Annotated in this window: 21 protein-coding genes; 2 read left to right on the top strand and 19 right to left on the bottom strand. The window is 58.1% G+C overall.

What is annotated here, in order from left to right; genetic code table 11:
* Positions 1–17 precede the first annotated feature (17 nt).
* On the top strand, positions 18–173 hold the full coding sequence (locus ACFPM8_RS08675) for a hypothetical protein (protein WP_378997089.1): 156 nt from the start codon (positions 18–20) through the stop codon (positions 171–173).
* Positions 174–483: 310 nt separating this feature from the next.
* Here the strand turns inward: ACFPM8_RS08675 and ACFPM8_RS08680 are convergent, their stop codons facing one another.
* The 9 genes from ACFPM8_RS08680 to ACFPM8_RS08720 all read right to left on the bottom strand — a co-directional run bounded on the left by ACFPM8_RS08680 (position 484) and on the right by ACFPM8_RS08720 (position 8,499).
* Positions 484–1,035: a FliH/SctL family protein gene (locus ACFPM8_RS08680; RefSeq protein WP_378997090.1), complete on the bottom strand. Its 552-nt coding sequence runs from the start codon at positions 1,033–1,035 to the stop codon at positions 484–486.
* 160 nt (positions 1,036–1,195) lie between these two features.
* The gene (locus ACFPM8_RS08685; RefSeq protein ID WP_378997091.1) at positions 1,196–1,360 is read right to left on the bottom strand and encodes a hypothetical protein; all 165 of its coding nucleotides are present in this window, start codon (positions 1,358–1,360) and stop codon (positions 1,196–1,198) included.
* A gap of 586 nt (positions 1,361–1,946) precedes the next feature.
* Positions 1,947–2,579 carry a hypothetical protein gene (locus tag ACFPM8_RS08690; RefSeq protein WP_378997092.1) on the bottom strand — a complete coding sequence of 211 codons (633 nt, stop codon included), beginning with the start codon at positions 2,577–2,579 and terminating at the stop codon, positions 1,947–1,949.
* Positions 2,580–2,623: 44 nt separating this feature from the next.
* Positions 2,624–3,466: a type III secretion system inner membrane ring lipoprotein SctJ gene (gene sctJ / locus ACFPM8_RS08695; RefSeq protein WP_378997093.1), complete on the bottom strand. Its 843-nt coding sequence runs from the start codon at positions 3,464–3,466 to the stop codon at positions 2,624–2,626.
* Between the two features lie 4 nt (positions 3,467–3,470).
* Positions 3,471–3,884, bottom strand: coding sequence for an EscI/YscI/HrpB family type III secretion system inner rod protein (locus tag ACFPM8_RS08700; RefSeq protein ID WP_378997094.1), 414 nt, complete (start codon positions 3,882–3,884; stop codon positions 3,471–3,473).
* A gap of 102 nt (positions 3,885–3,986) precedes the next feature.
* The gene (locus ACFPM8_RS08705; protein ID WP_378997095.1) at positions 3,987–5,543 is read right to left on the bottom strand and encodes a hypothetical protein; all 1,557 of its coding nucleotides are present in this window, start codon (positions 5,541–5,543) and stop codon (positions 3,987–3,989) included.
* A gap of 127 nt (positions 5,544–5,670) precedes the next feature.
* The gene (locus ACFPM8_RS08710; protein ID WP_378997096.1) at positions 5,671–7,212 is read right to left on the bottom strand and encodes a sigma 54-interacting transcriptional regulator; all 1,542 of its coding nucleotides are present in this window, start codon (positions 7,210–7,212) and stop codon (positions 5,671–5,673) included.
* Between the two features lie 15 nt (positions 7,213–7,227).
* Entirely contained in the window at positions 7,228–7,506 is a 279-nt protein-coding gene (locus tag ACFPM8_RS08715; protein ID WP_378997097.1) for a hypothetical protein, read from the bottom strand.
* Positions 7,507–7,815: 309 nt separating this feature from the next.
* Positions 7,816–8,499, bottom strand: coding sequence for a response regulator transcription factor (locus ACFPM8_RS08720; RefSeq protein WP_378997098.1), 684 nt, complete (start codon positions 8,497–8,499; stop codon positions 7,816–7,818).
* Positions 8,500–8,947: 448 nt separating this feature from the next.
* Between ACFPM8_RS08720 and ACFPM8_RS08725 the strand changes: the two genes are divergently transcribed.
* Positions 8,948–10,042: a type IV pilus twitching motility protein PilT gene (locus ACFPM8_RS08725; RefSeq protein WP_378997099.1), complete on the top strand. Its 1,095-nt coding sequence runs from the start codon at positions 8,948–8,950 to the stop codon at positions 10,040–10,042.
* A gap of 203 nt (positions 10,043–10,245) precedes the next feature.
* Here the strand turns inward: ACFPM8_RS08725 and ACFPM8_RS08730 are convergent, their stop codons facing one another.
* The 10 genes from ACFPM8_RS08730 to pilO2 all read right to left on the bottom strand — a co-directional run bounded on the left by ACFPM8_RS08730 (position 10,246) and on the right by pilO2 (position 19,477).
* Complete coding sequence (locus ACFPM8_RS08730; RefSeq protein ID WP_378997100.1) at positions 10,246–10,515, bottom strand: hypothetical protein; 270 nt, start codon at positions 10,513–10,515, stop codon at positions 10,246–10,248.
* Positions 10,516–10,810: 295 nt separating this feature from the next.
* Entirely contained in the window at positions 10,811–11,578 is a 768-nt protein-coding gene (locus tag ACFPM8_RS08735) for a 2OG-Fe(II) oxygenase (RefSeq protein ID WP_378997101.1), read from the bottom strand.
* Positions 11,579–11,695: 117 nt separating this feature from the next.
* Positions 11,696–12,172: a lytic transglycosylase domain-containing protein gene (locus tag ACFPM8_RS08740; RefSeq protein WP_378997102.1), complete on the bottom strand. Its 477-nt coding sequence runs from the start codon at positions 12,170–12,172 to the stop codon at positions 11,696–11,698.
* Between the two features lie 61 nt (positions 12,173–12,233).
* Positions 12,234–13,826, bottom strand: coding sequence for a shufflon system plasmid conjugative transfer pilus tip adhesin PilV (pilV, locus tag ACFPM8_RS08745; protein WP_378997103.1), 1,593 nt, complete (start codon positions 13,824–13,826; stop codon positions 12,234–12,236).
* A gap of 21 nt (positions 13,827–13,847) precedes the next feature.
* Positions 13,848–14,324, bottom strand: a complete 477-nt coding sequence (gene pilM, locus ACFPM8_RS08750; protein WP_378997104.1) for a type IV pilus biogenesis protein PilM — start codon at positions 14,322–14,324, stop codon at positions 13,848–13,850.
* Between the two features lie 51 nt (positions 14,325–14,375).
* Positions 14,376–14,921 (bottom strand): type 4 pilus major pilin, encoded by a 546-nt coding sequence (locus ACFPM8_RS08755; RefSeq protein ID WP_378997105.1) that lies wholly within the window; start codon positions 14,919–14,921, stop codon positions 14,376–14,378.
* 55 nt (positions 14,922–14,976) lie between these two features.
* Positions 14,977–16,053, bottom strand: a complete 1,077-nt coding sequence (locus tag ACFPM8_RS08760) for a type II secretion system F family protein (protein ID WP_378997106.1) — start codon at positions 16,051–16,053, stop codon at positions 14,977–14,979.
* A complete protein-coding gene (locus ACFPM8_RS08765) occupies positions 16,043–17,680 on the bottom strand; it encodes a GspE/PulE family protein (protein WP_378997107.1) in 1,638 nt (545 codons plus the stop codon). Before ACFPM8_RS08765 ends, ACFPM8_RS08760 begins: the two co-directional genes overlap by 11 nt.
* Positions 17,677–18,207 carry a type IV pilus biogenesis protein PilP gene (gene pilP, locus ACFPM8_RS08770; RefSeq protein ID WP_378997108.1) on the bottom strand — a complete coding sequence of 177 codons (531 nt, stop codon included), beginning with the start codon at positions 18,205–18,207 and terminating at the stop codon, positions 17,677–17,679. Before pilP ends, ACFPM8_RS08765 begins: the two co-directional genes overlap by 4 nt.
* Positions 18,197–19,477 (bottom strand): type 4b pilus protein PilO2, encoded by a 1,281-nt coding sequence (gene pilO2 / locus ACFPM8_RS08775; protein ID WP_378997109.1) that lies wholly within the window; start codon positions 19,475–19,477, stop codon positions 18,197–18,199. Before pilO2 ends, pilP begins: the two co-directional genes overlap by 11 nt.
* Positions 19,478–19,489: the final 12 nt, after the last annotated feature.

Below are 19,489 nucleotides of genomic sequence, written 5' to 3' on the forward strand. Positions count from 1 at the left end.
TTCTCCTGAATAGTTATTTGGAAAAACTGGAATTGAACGTCGTCGTTGCATCGAGCCAGCTCGATTTTGGTGTGGATGCCAGGTTGGATGTAATGGTTGAATTTGCCGGAATCGACGCGCAGCGCTCCCGACCGTGGGACGCGCAGCAGTTTTTTAGAGGTCGCCTGTACTGACGGCGTCAATTGACCGCATCGCCCTCCCCTTATCAAAAGCATGATTTCTAACGCAGGATTTCACGCAGGCGGCCGTTTTATGCTCGCGGCCCGACTGCCGACGCAGGAGCGCGTCGAGGTCGTTTTGTAACAAAACTACAGCTGAGTTTTGTATAAAAGCGAGGTCAGCGTAACTGTGAAAATTGACAGGTATCCGCGAATACAGGAGGGATTGAGAAGGTTGTTATGAATGGTTTGTTGTTTTGCTACATAAAATAAACTACATACCGCAAAGCACAGGCAGCTGGCGGACCATAGTCCTGCGCCGCCGCTAGCGCCCTGCTTCGTCGTCGCTAGATGACTCCGCCACCGCCTTGCTCAATGCCGACTTCAGTGCCGCCACGGCAGCATCGAAGCTGACATGCCACTCGCCGCTATCGGCCTCCAGCCGACAACAGCCATGCGTCATGCCCGGATCAGCCTTGAGCGCCCAGTCGATCGGCGGCAGCAGTTCGACATCATCCGGATGCACGCGCAACGTAGGCGCCACCAGCTTAGGCGGCGCCTCAACCAGTAATCGCCGCAACGCAGCAGCAATCCGTTCCCGCGGCGTCAGCTCGGCGACCAGCCGCTCGAACAGCCCCTGGGCAAGATCCACCACGATCTGCTGCGCGCCATCCAGCAGTACGGCATGCCTTTGCTCCAGCGATTGCAGTAGATTGCCGGCCTGTTCGAAAGTGTTGCGCTCGGCCTCGTGCACCGCTGCCTGCGCATCCGCGCTGGCTTGTTCGCATAACGCTTGCGCCTGTGCCTTGGCATCTTCCATGATCGCAGCCGCCGCCGCGGCGGCATCGCTTGTGACAGCAATGGCCGTCGCACGCAATACACCATCGTGGTCGCGTAATTGAGGAGGAACTGATACGACGTCGACGCAGAATTGCATAAAAATATCTCGCATGACTGGTTATAAAAGGACCGTAGGTTGGGCTGCAAAGCCCAACATTTTTTTAATCGCCACCAGATGTTGGGCTTTGCAGCCCAACCTACGCACTGTTGCTGTTGCTGTTGACGTTGACGTTGACGTTGACGTTGATCTTGAATTCCGCATTGGGACGCTGCCAAATGTGGCGGCTGTCAGTCGGGAATTGTGGGAAGACATGTTTGAGCGTAGCGAGTTTGTCTTCACACCCGACTGATAACCGGCACATTTGGGGACCTGACCAAAGGGAAGGCAGTGGCTTTGCGGTCGCCTTCTTTTGGTTACTTTTCTTGGCGAAGCAAGAAAAGTGACTAGCTGTCGGGCTACCCCCGACCAGCATCCACGGAGCAACGACCATGTTAGCTCCCCATAAACTGACCGAATGCAACCGTCCGCACTCCGTGGTCCGTCACACAGGGACACAGTAATTCGGCACGCTGCGGTGCCTCATAAACTATGTCCCCGGGTGACTACTTTTCTTGGCGAAGCAAGAAAAGTGACTGGCTGCCGGGCCACCCCCGGCGAGCATCCACGGAGTAGTAACCGTGTTAGCTACCCAAAGACCGACCGAGGAATGCCGACGCACATGCTCCGTAGCCCGCTCAGCGGGGTCAGAGTAATTTACGGCGATAAGACTGCCGTAAAAAAACTCTGACCCCGGTGAGCTACTTTTTGCGGTCGCCGTCAGGGCAAGAAGCTGAGATCGTCTAAACCAACAAGCGCAAAAACAACCGTCCACACTCCGTGGCCCGTTAAAAGGGGTCAGAGTGATTTACGCAAAACCCCGCGTAAAAAAACTCTGACCCCATTTAACTCTACGGTGCCTCATAAACCGTGTCCCCGAGCACCTGCGCCGCCGCCTCCACCCGCACTCGACACATCCGCCAGCATCGCTGTGCCCGCACAACCTGCATAGCAGGCGCAACCACACCCGTCGGCGCCGCATCCAACAGCCCATCAACCTGCGCCGCCAGCGCCGGCGGCAAAGTCAAGCGCAAGCGCGACCACATGCCCGGAAACCCATCGCTCAAATACAGCGCCAACTCCAGCAAGCCATGCACCTCGATCTCAATTGCGCCACCCTCGATGCCTTGCAAAAAACTCCTGAGCGGCTGAGTCGCCGCCACCGACAGGCACCATTTACGCTCCGCCGGCGACAACGACAACAGCGCAGCCCGCGCCTCCGCATCGTCATGCTCACGCGCCGCAATCAAGCCTGCAAACAAGCGCGCCGCCGCCAGCAGCTGCCCCCCATCGGCAAGCGCCGCCACACCCCACCCCGGATCGCACTGCGGCGGAAAATCGGCGACGACATCGGCTTCCCGACACCACAAGCGATAACGGTCGCGACTGCCCAGCTGCTCCGCCATCGGCGGCCATGCCGCGCCGCGATCCGGCGCATACGACCACGGCATGAACCACCAATCAATCAATGACTGCGCGAACATTGCATCACCTTTGCATCCAATAACCGCGTCGAGCGCATCTCATCTCACACCTGATGACCCAATATGAAGCCCGCTTTTTTGGGAAAACGCTGCGCCACCCAGGCTGCGACTTTCTTATGCCGCAAAACCAGCAACACGGTCACCAGCAACAAGCCGATCACGCCCAGCACCAGCAAGCCCGTCAGCAAGCTTCTCAAGCCTGCCGCAGATCCGGTCGTCACCTGGAACGGGCCAAGCTGGGTCCATTCGAGCTTGGTGATGACCTCCTCGGTCGGCATCAACACCACGCTCACCTTGGAGCGCCCGTCCTCACCCGACAAGCCGGGAATACTGGACGCCACCAGATTGCGTACGCGCGGCAAAATCATGTCTTCATCAAACGGCAGCCGGTGCTTGATGAACACCGCGGCGGACGATGGCTGGATCGGTTCTCCCGGGGCGACCCGTTCCGGCAGCACCACATGGACCCGCGCCGTGATGACGCTGTCGAACTGCTGCAAGGTGTATTCCAGCTCCTGCGACAGTCCGTGGATGTAGCGCACCCGCTCTTCCAGCGGAGTCGAGATCATGCCTTCCTTTTTGAATACCTCGCCCAGCTGCGCCAGACTGCGCTTCGGCAAGCCAGCTGCCTGCATGACTTCGGTAGCGCGCGAAATATCGGTATCGTTGACCGTGATCGTCGCCCCCTCCTTGCCGCTGCGCTTCTGGGAATCGATCCCATGCCGGTTCAGCAGCATCACGATGTCGTTGGCGTCGGCGTCGTTCAGCGCGGTTTGCAAATTGACTTTCTCGCTACAGGCGCACAAGGTCAGCATCAGCAAGGACAACAGCAGCCGGGCGCCGCCGAGGCGGACCCGCTGCATCATCACAGAATGATTTGGACGCATAAGATCATTGCAACTTGGTGAGTGAATCGAGCGACGAGGTAGCCTTCGATACGGTTTTGGAGACGAACTGGACCCGCATCTGATAATCGTTGAGCGCCAGCATGGCCTTCATCAGCGAGGCCGAATCGCCGGTACGGGTGGCTTGCTCCAGCATTTTCGACACATGCACTTGGTTCTGCTTGACATCGCCCGCCAAATCGGTCGCATGGGTCATGATTTTATCGCCCAGCGATACGCGATTTCCATGCTGCACCTTGGGGGCGGCGGTTGGCCCCGGCGCGGCCGCACCATGCTGCTCAAGCGCGGTGCGAAATTGCTCGGCATCGGCGCGGTCGAATGACGGCCGCTCGATCTGCAACTGACCGTTTTGGCCGGCCGGCTTGACTGAAGTGACGGGACTGGTGACTGGCAACTGCATGCTGTTCTCCTATAACGTTTTATGACAACCTTGAATACAAGCCTCGATACCGATGAGTGGCGCACGAATGTGCCAGGTTCCATTTTCAGCGCACAATTCAACTTAACCCAACTGGCCAAGTGCTTTAATCGCCTCGTCAATGCGCCGCATTTGCGCTGTGATGCCTTCCATGATCATGGCGTCCACCGCCCGCTTTCCTTGCTCTGCCTGTACCCTGGCTGCGTCGAGCGCCGTTTGCTGCTGCAACGCCATCAATTCAGCCATTTGTGTTTCGAACTTCGTCGCATTGGGATTTACTTGACCGGACTGAACCTGGTCATGAGAACTCGGCTGGGCCGTGCCCGCCGTTGCCTGCGTTTTTTGTTCGCCAAACAGCTCGTTCATTTTCGGCAAGAGCTTGGAGTGCTCCGATTTTATTTCGCCTATCTGTTCTCCCACCGCTGCCAACTTGGCATCTGCGGTATTCGAGGCTGCGACGGTGGTAGATGCCGATACGGTTTCATTCGCCCCCCCGCCAACATTGCCTACGGGGTTTTTCCCGCCAGTTGCAGCCGAAGATGTTTGGGTGGTAGCGAGACCTTCTTTACCCGTGGCGTTTTCCGGCAGTGGAACAGCACTCGCTTTCTTCTGTTGAAGCGCAGCTCCCAACATGTTTTGCAAGGACGACCGGTGCTTTTGGGAGGCGACAGGAGTTTGTGCAGGTGCCGGTTGGTGCTGCGCCGCCAGAGCATTGGATGCAGCCATGTGCGCCTTAAACGCGGCAACCTTCTCTTTCACACTTAACTCAGCTCCTACGTTATTCGCAGGTGCCGCCGCGCCATGTTGCTGCTGCGTTGTCGAAGCATTGGATGCAGCCATGCGCGCCTTAAACGCGGCAACCTTCTCTTTCACACTTAACTCAGCTCCTACGTTATTCGCAGGTGCCGCCGCGCCATGTTGCTGCTGCGTTGTCGAAGCCTCGGATTCGCCGTTGCGCGCGCCAAGCTTGGCAGCCATAGCTTTCACATCTACAGACTTGAATTCGTCACTTTCCGCGAGTGCCTTCGCGTCAACTTGGCGTGACACTGCCGGCGCCTCGGATTCGCCGTTGCGCGTACCAAGCTTGGCAGCCATAGCTTTCACATTTACAGACTTGAATTCGTCACTTTCCGCGAGTGCCTTCGCGTCAACTTGGCGTGACACTGCCGGCGCCTCGGATTCGCCGTTGCGCGTACCAATCTTGGCAGCCATAGCTTTCACATTTACAGACCTGAATTCGTCACTTTCCGCGAGTGCCTTCGCGTCAACTTGGCGTGACACTGCCGGCGCCTCGGATTCGCCGTTGCGCGTACCAATCTTGGCAGCCATAGCTTTCACATCTACAGACCTGAACTCGTCACTTTCCGCGAGTGCCTTCGCGTCAACTTGGCGCTGCGCCACCGTAGCATTGGATACACCGTTGCCCGCCGCAAACTTGGCAGCCATATTTTTCACTAATTCGCGTTGTAAAGACGCGTTTGGTTGGTTTGTAAGCGTTGGGCGCGCGACAGGCGCTTGTGTGGATGTCCCTTCGTTATCTTTGTGCGGCAGTGCCTGCGACTTGGATTCAGCGGCCATGTCGTTAAACATCTGAACCCTACCGGCTATACTTTGAAAGTTCCCCAGCACCGGACCAGCCATGACAACTCCTAGACAATCGGCCCGCTCAATAGTCGCGCCTGGTATAGATGAGTAACGAAAACGTGAAAGCGGTTCCGTGCGCGGCAACTATTTCTGCACTGTTCCCCGGAAATCTTCCTGTTGCCGACTACGACGCCGCCGGAATCCCGATCCGTTTCTCAGCGGCGATTTTGCCATTACGGATGGTAGCGCCACGCTTTCCGGTGGCGACAGCAGCGCTTTCATCGGCACCGGTTTTTACTTTGTCAGCCGCCATCCCGGACGAGATGCCCAGGTTCTTCAGCTTGTAATAGAGCACGTGCGGCTCGACGTTCAGCTCCTTGGACGCGCGCGCGACGTTGTTATCGCAACGCAGCATCGTCGACTCCAGCAGCGAGCGCTCGAATTGCAGCATCACATCCTTCAGCGAGCTGGCGCCGGCCGCCGCCGTCGCCCCCGGCAGCGGCGCAAAACCCAGCGCAAAACGCTGGGCGGCGGCGCGCAGTTCGCGGATATTGCCTTCCCAGCGATGCGCCAGGATTTGCGCTTCCAGGTCGGCGCGCGAGCCGGTGTTGAGCCGTGTTTTAAAGCGGCTGGCCGCCTCTGCGGCGTAGCGCCAGAACAGCGACAGCATGCGTTTTGGCTGCGTACGCAAGACCGGCAATTGCAACTCGACCACGCTCAGGCGGTAATGCAGGTCGGCGCGGAATTTGCCTTGTTCGACCAGTTTGATCAGCGGTATTTTGGTGGACGCGATGACCCTGAAATTACAAGGCCGGAATACGGTCGACCCGACCCGCTCGATCCCGCGCTCCTGCAAGGCACGCAACAATTTGGCCTGCAGGGTCAACGGCATGCTGTCGATTTCATCCAGGTAAAGAATGCCGTCGCGCGCCGCTTCGATGCGTCCGGCACGCGACTTGGTGGCCCCGGTATACGCGCCGACCTCGACCCCGAACAGCTCGGCCTCGGCCAGGGTTTCCGGGATCGCCGCGCAATTGAGCGCCATGAACGGGCCGCTGACGCAGGAATGTTCATGGATGAAGCGCGCCATCCAATCCTTGCCGGTGCCGGTTTCGCCGACCAGCACGATGTCGACATCGGCGGCGGCGATCTTGCGCGCCAAAGAAAAAACCTCGTGCTCGGTATCGGCCACATTGTGCGTTTCGCCATCCTCGCCCGGCGCCGGCGGCACCACCTGGATAAAAGGCTGATCGACGAAAGTCGGCTCGCAGAATTTGGCCAGCAATTCGCGCAGGCGGGCATCGGTTTTGGGCGTATTGACCGCCAGGCAGATCGACGCGGTCTCAACGCATGCGCCGTAGTCGCTGCCGTCAACCAGCCGCACCAGGCATTCCTGCGTTTCCAGATCGCGCTGCCGGCACTGCTCCACCACATCGAGAAAGCACGCATTCTCCAGGCACAGCAACACCGTCAAGCTCGGCTCCTGGATAATCGCCGCCGCCACGTTCTCCGCATCCAGCTCTCTCAAACTGACGAACAAGGTAGTGGCAATGCGCCTGATGCGCGCCATCAAAGCCGGCGCATCGACACAAATGGCAAAAGTACGGCGTCGTGATTTCAAGGAACCAGAAGATGGATGAACATCGCTGCGCCGCTCCAGTGCGGACGTCGTGCCGACCACGTCCTTCTGCATCCGCTTATCGACGATTGAAAACGCGCTATTCATTTTTCCTGTCCTTGATCAAATGCCCGACGTGCATGGTAATCCGGCGCGGCATCGCATTTGGGTTTCAAGAGCAATTTTGAGAATGTGGCGATTTATCAATGCGGGGCTGCTGGGGCAGGGGTTGCGGTTGCGGTTGCGGTTGCGGTTGCGGTTGCGGTTGCGGTTGCGGTTGATTTTGACGTCGAATTCCGCATTGGGACGCTGCCAAATGGGACGACTGCCATTCGGAAAAAGAGGGAAGACATGTTTGAGCGAAGCGAGTTGGTCTTTCCTCCCGAATGGCAGTTGGCTCATTTGGGGACCTGACCGAAGGGAAGGCAGTGGCTTGCGGTCGCCTTCTTTTGGTTACTTTTCTTGGCGAAGCAAGAAAAGTGACTAGCTGCCGGGCTACCCCCGGCGCGCATCCACGGAGTAGCAACCATATTAACTACGCGACGAACGATCGACCGAATGCAATCATCTGCACTCCATGGCCCGTTCAAAGGGGTCAGAGTAATTTACGCAAAACCCCGCGTAAAAAAACTCTGCCCCCATTTAACTAGTTAGTCGTCGCCTTAACGAAAGCCCGATAGCACCACTCTCCAGCGCTCCGCGATCCATCATTCAAGCGCACAACTCCAAGCGATACCCCTGCGTATAAGCAGTCCGTATGATCACCCCGCGCTCGGTCCCCAGCTTCAATTTTTTGCGCAATTTATAAATATGCTGCTCGATAGTACGGCCCGTGATATCGCTATCCACGCCCCAAATGGCAATGCTGATGGACTCACGCGACAGATAGGTATTCGGCGTCGAAAAGAACAACCACGCCATCGTGAATTCACGCGGCGTCAGCTCGATCGGCATCCCATGATCGAGAAAGCTGCAAGCGCTGCGATCCAGCGCAAAACCCAGCAATTCAATGGTACGGCTGACGCTGCGCCGATTACTGCGCCTCAGCAGCGCATTGACCCGCGCCACCAGCTCAATCGCCGCAAACGGCTTGCCGATAAAATCGTCGGCGCCGACATCCAGCGCCAGCGCCACCTGTTCCGCGCTCGGCGCCGAGGACAGCAGGATCACCGGCGTGCGTTCGTCGACCCGGCAATTGAGCCACGATAACAGCCGGTCCTTGTCAAGCCGGTCATGACCGGTGTCGAGCACAATCAAATCGAAGTTGCGCCGCCGCAGCGCATGCAATAAGCGCGCTTCCGAGACAAACTGCTCGCTATCGAAACCGGCACGCGCCAGCATCGCCTGAAGCTGCTCGAACTCCGCGTTCTCAGGTACACAACATGCAATGTTCATGCACCGCTCCGGTATTCGGGAAAGACCACTTTCCGCTGCTGATGATTGACTTCAAGCAGCGCCGGAAAATGGCATTTGGCAAACCTTAGTTTCACTACCTGGATGTGCGGCATAGCGTTCAATTCAAATGAAAAACCTACTGTTACACGCCCCAACTTGGCGGAACTCAGCCAATCTGATAAAAAACACAATCGCGATACTGTACAGTAATTAATTGCATTTCTTCAAGTAAATTCGCACTCAAATTTCATTTCATTGTTAGTCTTTTCATTTGCCGAAATATTTGTTGAGACACGCTTGCGCAATTTCTCTTTACACTGCGATTCGCAGAAACAATATGCAGAGGTTTCACATTAGTTATCTGGCTCTGCGTGCTGGTACACAGCGCATCACGGCATAGATCCGGGGATGCTATTCTTGACGCCTTTTTCTTAATTTGAGAGTAATCATGAGCAATGATTCTGCCCTTTCCCGCGATTTGATCTATGAAATTATCGACCTGGTCAACAGCGGAAGAGTCTTTACCGATATCCATATCGAACAAGACGCCCCCTTGATGATCAAGACGCCGCGCGGATGGCAGGAGATAAACCCGGAACCGATCCTATTGGATGAGATGCGGCCGGTGCTGAAAGCCATCGACGAAGACTGGGAAGACAAAGTCCTGGAAGGCGCACTCGACCGACCGTTCGTATTGACCCATTGCCGCCTGCGCTGCAACGTCTATCGCATGTATGCGGCTGAAAAAATTGCGATTTCGATTCGGCGCTTGTCCTTGAATCCGGTCCCGCTTGAGCAAAACGGCCTGCCGCAGTATGTCAGGATCATGCTCGAAGCCAGCAAGGGCATCATCCTGGTGACCGGGCCTACCGGCTCCGGCAAAACCACCACCATCGCGTCGATGCTGGACTATGTCAATACGCACCGCAGCTCGCACATCATCACGATTGAGCAGCCGATCGAGTACGAGCTCGAGCGCAAACAGTCGATCGTGTCGCAAAAGGAAGTGCCGACCGACACCCCCAGTTTTTCTGCCGGCTTGCGCGACGCCATGCGGCAAAAGCCGGACGTGCTGATGGTCGGCGAAATCCGCGATTTCGAGACTGCCGATACGGTGCTGCATGCCGGCGAATCAGGCCACCTGGTGTTGGCGACGATGCACACCAACAGCGCCATCGGCGCCATCAGCAAGCTGCTGGCGTTTTTTGCGCCGGAGCAGCGCGAACAGCGCGCAGCGGCGCTGGCCAACTCGCTGATCGGGGTCATCTGCCAAAGCCTGATCCCGGCCGAGAACGGCGAGTCCTTCGTACTGGCCAGCGAGATGATCTTCAACAACAACCAGCAAATCGCGCCGATGATCGCCGACCCCGGCAAGCTGTACATGATCACCGATTTCATGAAGCGCAAAGAAGACAATATGTCGCGCAGCCTGAATGAAGATCTGCAACAGCTGGTCGCCAAGAAAATGATCACATCGAAAGATGCGATGCGGGCCGCCTACAACCGGATGGAATTGCACGAGATGATCAACAGCAAGCGCTAATCGCCTCAGGAGCGGCGCGAGGGTTTACCGCCGCTCTGGATGCGTCAAATAGATGAGTTAAATGGGGTCAGAGTTTTTTTTCGCAGGTTCATCGCGAAAATTACTCTGGCCCTTTTTAACGGACCACGGAGCGCCAAGGGGTCGAGCTTGCGTCAACCGCAAGCGGCGCATCCATCGGCGAATCAAATGCACACAGGCTCCATTCATCCACCTTGCGCCTTGCCGGCACTCTCGCGCTCCAGGGTACCAAGCTCGGCATCGAACATATTGAATTGATCGTCTGCCAGTTTGATGCCAATCAGCGCCAGTCCATGCAGCACTTCGTTTTTTTGGGACAGATCGCGCATCGCCTTGAAAACGTGCAGCACGTCGGCGGCGCTGAGCTTGCCAAGATTGGCGTTGTCGATAGCGCGATTGAGGTAGTCGATTGAGGGAGAAGCTGGTGATGGTTGCGACGGGATGTTGCCTTGCATGCTGATCTCCTTGTACGGTGATTTTCCGCCCTTCGTCGAGTAACGAAGGAGGCGGGCACAAAGCAAGGTTAAGAGACCGGCGGAAGTCCAAAGGACCGGCATACCCGAAGGTATCCCTACCAAGTACCCGCCATAGAAGACGTGCATTGATAGGGGCAGACGAAAAAAAGCCGCTCGGGAGCGGCTGTCTGCCCGGACGTTCCATTACTGGCTCTTAACCCAGATCGCTTTTTCTTGCGACCTGGGCACGATAGCGCAGTTTTTCTTGAAGTTCAAACATTATTTGAGCGTACCGTCACGCTTCAAAAGGCTCTTGGTGGTACCACTTGGTGACGATCCATTTTTCGCCGCTGACAACCGGGCTGCCGCCGTGCAGGCACAGTGGATTGACCTGGTTCAGGCTATTCGTATATTCAAAGTACACCGCGTGGCCGCGGCGCGGCTGCAGCGACAGACCAAGCTTGGGGAACACTGTCGCGCCGCCTTCTTCGACGTCGTTGAGGTACACAATCAGGGTCGCGGTACGCTGGCCGCCGCGCGCCAGATGGACCTGACTGCCGGCTTCTGTGAATGGAAAATAATCGTGGTGCGGTTTGTATTCTCCGCCGACGCTGTAATTCAGCAGATGCAGGTCTTCACCGTTCTCTTGCGGCCAACCGGTCAATTGCGCCAGCCGCCGATTCACTATCGGCAGCAAGGCATCCGCATCTTCGGGCAGCCATGCGCCGCGGCTGGTACGTACTGTGCTCGGCACCTCGCTGCCGTCCTGCATATCCAATACCATCGAACGTTGCAACTTCTGCTCGCCGACTCGAATCAGTTGTTCGCATTCGGCCACGCTCAGCACATTGTCCAGCGCCACCACCAATGGCTGCCGACAGCACACCGTGGCGCCAATCCGGCGGTCCCCCGCATCCATCGACGGCGCGACGCGCATGTGCGGCTCCTCGTCGATATACGCGCCGGGCTGCGGAAACCCGGGTGGCGGCGTCCGGCCCGTTACGACGCTGCGCGCCTGTTGAAGCCAGTTGTTGTCCAAGGCAATCTGCGCTTGTTGTTGCATGATGGTTTTCTCTCCAATGAGCTAACGATAGTTGGCATAAATAGTGATTGCGCTTTGGCTTTGCTGGTAGCGCACCTTTAACGCATGGCGACAGCGGACAACACCTCCGTCCGGTTTTTAACGCTTGCCGCCAATAATTTCCAACGGTACCGGCGCCAGCGCCGCCGGCGGGATGTTCCGGTAAACCCGCATCGCATATTTCATCCGCAGCACCGGATTACCCGAGTTATAGGCCCCCACCGCGTTCCACGAATTGCCGAGCCGCCGCATGTTCTGCGCCAGGATCCAGGCCCCGACCTGGATGCTGACGCAGGGATCGTACAGCTGCTCGCGGTCGACGCCGTATTTCTCCAATTGCGGAAACCAGCGGCTGTTGATTTGCATCAGACCGATGTCGTAGGAACCGTCCTTATTGCGATTGATCGCCCGCGGGTTGAGACTGGATTCGGTTTTGGCAATCGCATACAACAGATCCGGATTGACGCCGTAACTGGTCGCTGCCTGCCGCCAGCAAGCGACTGCATGGGCCGCTTGCAGCCATAGTGCCACGGCCAATATCACACGGCATGCCTGCATGCCCGCGCTTATATTCATAATCCATCTCCCCCGCAGCCATTACGCATCATTATCAACATAGTCGGTAACTCCCTTGGCTTCAACGGCTGTTGAAAATAGAGAACCACATTCTGGTGTAGTTGCCGGTACTTCCTTGCGAATTCATTACGACATGTAACCATTTGGCGTTTTCCGGAATTTTCTGCAAAGCCATGTAATTACCGGCCATGACACGGATTTGGAGGTCGGAGACCGTATCACGGGCATCGGGCTTGTCGTCCATGTCGACCACGCCAAGTTTCTTTGTATTGGCGTAGTTATTACTCAAGCTGGCACAGCCGCCGACATAGCCAAGCAATGCGCCTCTCGATGCATCCCGATATTCGACAAATGCCGAGGATTCATTATCGTCATATGACTTGCATCTATTGTGGCCGCTGATAAACAGGGGACGACTACCGTCCAGAGCGGACAGATCCAGCCAGTACTCGAAGTTGCCGTCGGCGGGAGTTTGCTTCCAATACCAATTCCGCTTGGGATCGGTAAGGTTCGCTGTACTAATCTCGCTCTCCGCAAACTTGCGCCAGATGCCCGACTGGCACGAGATTGCCATGCCGGTGGAGTCAACCGCGATCAAACCGTTTTTATCGCAGCTCGTGCCCGCAGTGATTTGTGCCTGAATCAACATATCGTTGACCGTCAATCGCTTCGGAACATTCAGGTTGCCGTTCTGATCGACGGCCAGCGGAGACCAGATACTGTCAGCAGTCCACGTGAAAGCGACATTTTGCTTGGTCACCATGCGCACGTCGCCAACCACGTTGGTGCTGCCCGGCCCACCGGGCGGCAGCGATTCATAATCGGGCACCGGCTCTTTCCAGGAACCCGCGCCGGAACGCGTCCAGATACCAGCCTGGCAACTGAGCACTGCGCCATTGGCATTGACTGCGACGCGCCCATTGGAATTGAGGACTGTGGCACCGCACATGTCGTCGGACCCATTTTCGCTGGCTACCTTGGGCAATTTCAACGGGGTTGTCATCTCATTCAATTCCGGATGTCCGTCTACCTTATTGCGATAGACAAAATCGGTCGCCAGTTTTCCGTCACTGTCGTAAAACAATGCTGTTGCCAGGTGCCCCTGATCCGCTGTTTTTTTACATGCCTGACTCAGAAAAGAATTGAGCGCGGGCGTACTGCCAGCCGACACGGCCCATGAACCGAAAGCCCCTTTTGCCTGCATTGGCTTGGCATAGTCGAAATAGCCGCCGCCCTGCCCCGCATTACTGGCGATGTAGGCGATATCTTTTTCGGCGATAGCGTCACCGCCTTCGGTGACCACCAGCGCATCGAGACGGCCCTCGGGCGTTTTCAGCACCAGCACGCAAGGGGTCTGGTTGTAAGCATTGGTCAGACTGAAATTTCTGGACAAGTGGCCCGTGTTTTTCAATGCATCCACGTTGATCGTCACTGCCGCCGTCTGGCTGGCCTTGCTGACCAGAGCGGCATAATTCTCGCTAATGTATTTGCCGGCGGCAGTCGCAACCTGCGCCTGATACAAGGCGGTCTGCTGCCCCTTGGTGTCGTCCAGCGAGCGGTCAATCATGACGCTCAGACCGAGTATCATCATCGCGCCGATAGCCAATGCCGCCATCAATTCCAGTAATGTAAAGCCGTGCTGTTCTTGGTTCATACCTGTCACGCTCAGTTTTTCTCAGTTACGTCTGGCTAGCCAGACCGGGCTGCCGTCCGGAATTGGAATCCCGGCCGGCAGCGGTGATTGGACGTCGGGAAACAGCGGCGAGCGGAACATCTTGGCCCGCATGTCCGCTACGCCGACCAGCACGGAGTTGTGCGACAGGCGCAACAGGTCTGCCGTGATGTTGACCGGCTGCGGCTGCGCCGCATAAATCGTGATGACGCCGGCCTCGACGTGGTTGCGCCACAGTTGAAGCGGAAGCGGATAGCGCGTGTACCACGATGGCAGCGGCAACTTATCGACCGGCACTTCGCCGCCGGCAAATGTTGGATTGGCCGCAACGAAGGCGATCACGGCGTTCCGGTAAATGCTCATACTCTCGGCCAGATCTGCATTTTTATGCGCAACCGTTACCGGGCTGCGCACCTCTTCGCTGAGGACAAAACAACCGGCAATGGCCATCATCGCCACCATGATCCATGTCATCCACATCGCATTCTCCGAATCGTCGGCAAATTTGAGGCCGCAGCATGCATCATCTTTTTATTGCGCGGTCCAAATGATGACGTTCTTTTGCTGTGAACAATCGGCAGTCGCGGCTGCAGGGGTGATAGGGAACGCCGTCCGCTCTGTCGCAGCATTGACCTTAACGCTGAGCCAGCCATTGCCACCGCTAATCATGTTGATGCAAACATCCTGCGGCACGTCGGCATAAGAGATTGTGAAATTACTATTAACTCCATTCACGACCACCGGACCATTCCAGGTGTTGGTGACGGCGCCATCCGCAGCGACTGCTAGAGTTGTAGGAAACACCTTTGCCGTAACCAGTTGCGCGTTCAGCGAGTCTTTCCCATACGCTGCGGTCTGCCCCATATACAGCTTCTTGACACCGGTACGGATCGACACCACCTCTTCCGACGAGCGATTGGTTTGAGCGCTGCTGAACGCCCCCATTAACAGCGATACCGCGCCCAGAATCACAATCGCGGCAATGCCCAGGTAGGCAATCCCTTCCAGCAGCGAAGCGCCGCGTTGGCGGTTGATGATGTTGGATTTACCAGATTGCATGAAGCGTGAGTTTTGCATAACGATCTCCGATTAGAAATATGAACTGCTGAGTAAAAAAATGAACCTGATAAACCTAATGAACTGCCCTAGCCATCGCAGCAATCTCTTGCTGAATCCCGAAGAAGCCGGTGACCAGCCAACCGATCACCACTGCCAGCGTCACAATCGCCACGCCGTTCAAGACTTTCATCTGGCTTTCGATGAGCTCGACGCCGTCCGCCATCCACTCGTCGGCCAGGATCTTGAGCGCGTCGCCGAAGCCTTTGTATTCGGCGTAGACGCACAGATCGTCGACCACTTCTTTCGATGGAAAACCGTAGCCGGCGTTTTTCAATGCTTCGCCGCAGTTCAAGCCTGACTTGACGCCGATCAGTGCGCCGTCGAGCCGTTCGCGCAGCCACGGCGGGGCGGCGTCGGCCAACCGCGTAAGCGACTTTTCAACGGTGATGCCTGCCAGCTGCAACGCCGAGAACGCCATCAGGAAGCTGCTGCCTGCCATCAGCCGATAAATCGAATAAGGCGCGAAGCGGTCCATGAACACCCGCACGTCGCCACGCCAGCGCGGCATCGACAGCACCAGTCCGATTCCAGCGACGATCAGGACAATCACCAGATATGGCATCCAGGATTGCACCGCCAGCGACATCAGGTAGAGCGACCGGGCCGAGCCATGCCAGGTGGCGGGGTCGACCATGCGCGCGAACTGCGGGATGACGCGGGTGCCGAACACATAGATGTAGACGATGATCAGAGCGAAGATGGCGATCGGATAGGCGACGCCGCCGATGATGACGCTCTTGATCTTCTTGCCGGACTGGACCACGTCGACCAGCGCCACCAGCGTGCCTTCCAGTCGTCCGCCCTGCTCGCCGGCCATGATGATCATTTGTTCGGTGTGCGGAATCCAGTGGCCCAGCCCCTCGGCCAGCATGCGGCCGTTCTGCACCATGCGGCGGCAGTCGTCCAGCACGATGGCCAGCGGTTCGTTCGGCTTTTTGCCGTTGCTGGAGGCGCGCTCTTGCAGCTCCTCCAGGATTTTCAGCAGCGGCAATCCGTTGGCCAGCATTTTTGCGATCTTGCGGTACAGGCGCAGCCGCACATTGCTGCCGAACTGCCATTTGGCCCAGCGGCGGTTGAGATCAAGCTGCATCTTCCGCTCCGACCAGGGCCAGGTGATGTTCCAGCTTCAGATGGCCGACGATTTTCTCGGCCATGCGCGGATCGACCGTGCCGCTTGCGACCTTTTCGATCGCATGTTGCAGCAGGGTCTTGCCACCCAGTTCGCGCAGCCAGTATTCATGCGCCCTGAGTTTTTCTCCGGCGCGCACATATTCATAAAAGCGCGGGTCGGGCAGGATCACTTCGGCCACCACGGTGCGGCCTATGGTGCCGTGTTTTTTACAGTGCGCGCAGCCGGGGCCGGCGATGCTGACTTCGCCGATGGCCGCGCCGACGGTTTGCCGGACCCTTGCCAGCAGGCTGGCCGGGACTTCGTGTTCATGTTCGATCAATTTCTTTTTGCAATGCGGACACAGCACTTTGACCAGGCGCTGGCTGATCAGGCCGGTGACCAGGCTGTGATCGGCCACCATGCTCAACGGCAGTCCGAGATCCAGCAAACGGTCGACGATCGCCATCGCGCTGTTGGCGTGCACCGTGGTCCAGACCTGGTGGCCGGTCATCGCGGCGCGCAAACTGTTTTGGGCCGACGCTTTATCGCGCACCTCGCCGATCATGATGGTGTCGGGATCCAAGCGCATGGCGTTGGCGATGGCGGCCGAAAACAGGCGCGAGCGTTCTTCTTCGGTATTGGCGTTGGTGACCGAGGTCTGCACCGCGCCGGCAATCGGATATTCGATCGGATCTTCAATCGTCAGGACGTGGATCTTGCCTTCGGATTCGTGGATTTCGCCTGCCAGCACATGTTGCAATGTGGTCGATTTTCCCGAACCGGTGGGGCCGCTGATGATGTTCATGCCGATCGGCTGCTCCTTCAGCACCTGGATCTGCGCCGCATGCTCCGCGGTGTAGCCGAGCGGCTGGACGTCGCTGCTGTCGCCGGCGTCGTTGTACAGCAGCCGCAACACCATGACGCTGCCGTCGCTGGTCGGGGCGGTGGCGATCCGCACGCCGTACAAGCTGCTGGGCAATTTGTCGCGGTCGCCGATGCTGGCGTCCTGCCGCTCGGTCGGCTTGTAGGCGTTGTCCGATACCGTCGTCATGGCGCCGTACAAGGTCGCCAGCAGACGCTCGCCGTATTCGCGAGTCTGGCCGCCGACCTTGACCAGGTCGTTATGAATCCGGAAGTAGAATTCAGTGCTCTGCGCGCGCAAGCGGATGTGGATGTCGGAGGCGCGTTCCTGGCAAGCCTTGCTCAGCAAGCCCTTGGCCGTGACCTGCATCATCGTATGTTCCTGGAGCCGGATTCTGCGCTCGGGAAGATCGACTTGATTGGCTTCGGTGACGGTCTCGAGCGAGGTCAGCACCACCTGGAACGGATGCTTCATGCGCTCCAGCCGGGCCCGGTACGACAGCACATGCGGATTGAGGACATGGTCGGCGGCGATCAGCAAGCGATGGTCGGACAGCAGGCACAGCAATTTCTGTTCTTCCGCGCCGCCTGCGTAGATACCGTTTTTGCTCAGTATCTTGATGCTCGAGAAGTCGATGTAATCGGCGGCCGCTTGCGGCTGATCCGCGCCATCGCTGGCGGACTGCAGCAAGACTTGGCTGTCATGCACGCGCGGCGCGGCCGCTGCCTGGTTCAGCGCGTTCATTGTCCGCCCCCTTTGGATGGCAGTACCGGCGGCAGCGGCGGCAAGGACACGGTGGCGCCCGAGTAGTTGGGATAAGCCGCGGTGCTGCCGGCCGCCAACGGCGCAAACAGGGCGAGCCGGATCTGGCGCTTGTCCTTGCTGCCTGCCTGGACGATCACTTCATTCTGACGAATCGAGATCACCTTCATGCCGTTCGGCAGCATAGCTCCCGACCTGACGTCGACCGTGCTGCCGTTGTCCAGCGACAGCGTGGCATACAGCGTATTGCCGATCCCTTCGATGGCGCGAATCACCGGGTCGCCGGGGCCGGCGCTGCGGCTGACCTTATTGTTCTCGTTCTGCTTGGCCGCAATTTCCGCTTCCTTTGCGGCGATCTGGGCCTTGACCTGGATCTGGCGTTCCTGTGCTTTCAGGATCAGCGTTTCGGCCTCGATCCGGCTCAGGTTATCGGCGGTGGATTCCGCTCGTGCGCTGCCGGCGGCTGCCAGGCAAGACAGGAAAATCAATTTCAAGGTGCTATTTCGCATACATGACTCCTTCGAATGTCCATTCGCCGCCGCGATACAAGAGCTTGTCTAGCCGGATTCCGGGCTGCGTGAAAATGGCGGCAATCTCGGCCGGCGGCACGCCGCCTGCGTTGACTGCCAATGAATAGGTCTGCCAGTCGGGCAGCGGCACTTTTTGGTCTTCCATGCCGGGCAACGGTTGCGGCACCGGCACCAGGGCCACCTTGAGCGCCAGGCCGAGCAACTGGAACCTGGTTTGCAACGGCCGCAACAACTTCTCGGTTGCCAGCAAGGTTTCATTGCCGCCGGGCGGCAGGCTCAGCGGCGCGCTGGAACTGGCTTTGTCGCCGTTGGTGTCGACCGAGGCGGTAGGCACTTGCGCCAGCAAGTAGCCGGTGGTCGAGCTCCCACGCGACCAACTGTAGCGGCTTTGGCCGGCCTCGCACACATACTCGTCCAGCAGCCAGCCGCCGGGCGATAGCAAGCCCAACTGGCCGATACAGGCTTGGGTAAACACTTTGGGCAGCGGCTTGCCCGGCCACGGATGGGGAGCCTGGTTGGGACCGGCCTGCCCCAGCATTTGCCGGCGCGCCGCTTCCAACGCCTGCTCCCGTTCTTGCTCTTCCTTTTTATGCTTATAGACGCTCCAGCCGACTATCCCGGCCGCCGTCATCAACAACGCCAGCACGCCGGCGATGACCAGCTGCTTGCTTGAAATCTGGCGTTGCCGCGGCCGCAACGCCGCCCATTTGCCAACCCGTATCTGGCCGTCCTTCGTCCGCGGCAACAGCTCTTGAAGCCCTTTCGGGGTGAAGTTATGGAAGCCGCATTCCGCCAGCTCGGGATCGCCGATCACCCGGTTCCAGCCGCCCAGCGCATAGTCGCCGAACAGGCGCTCCAGCACTTCGGTCTTGGTGCCGGCGAAGTCGCCATTGGGCAGGAAGTTCGAATCGCGTACCGCGCAGTAAGCCCACATGCCGTCCGGCAGCTTGAAGGCGGCCAGCCAGTTATTGAGCGGTTGCTGGCTATCGTCTTCGCCGCTGCATTCGCGCGCAATCGCCTTGGCGATCAACGCCGCCAGCGACAGCATGCCGCGCCGCGCGCCTTCGCCGGTATTGGCGTAGCCGGCCTGGACGGTCGCTTGCTCGCGGCGCAGCAGCAGCAGATCGGAGTCGATCTTCTTGCCGAGTTCGGCCGCCTCCCGCCACAATTCGCGCGGCCGCGACAGCGATTGCCAGAACAAGCCGCAAATGAATTTGCGCTTGTCGATCTGAGTGATAAGAATGGCCATGTCCGAGTGTCC

It is taken from the genome of Paraherbaspirillum soli (genome assembly GCF_042654985.1).
Taxonomy (GTDB): Bacteria; Pseudomonadota; Gammaproteobacteria; order Burkholderiales; family Burkholderiaceae_D; genus Paraherbaspirillum; species Paraherbaspirillum soli.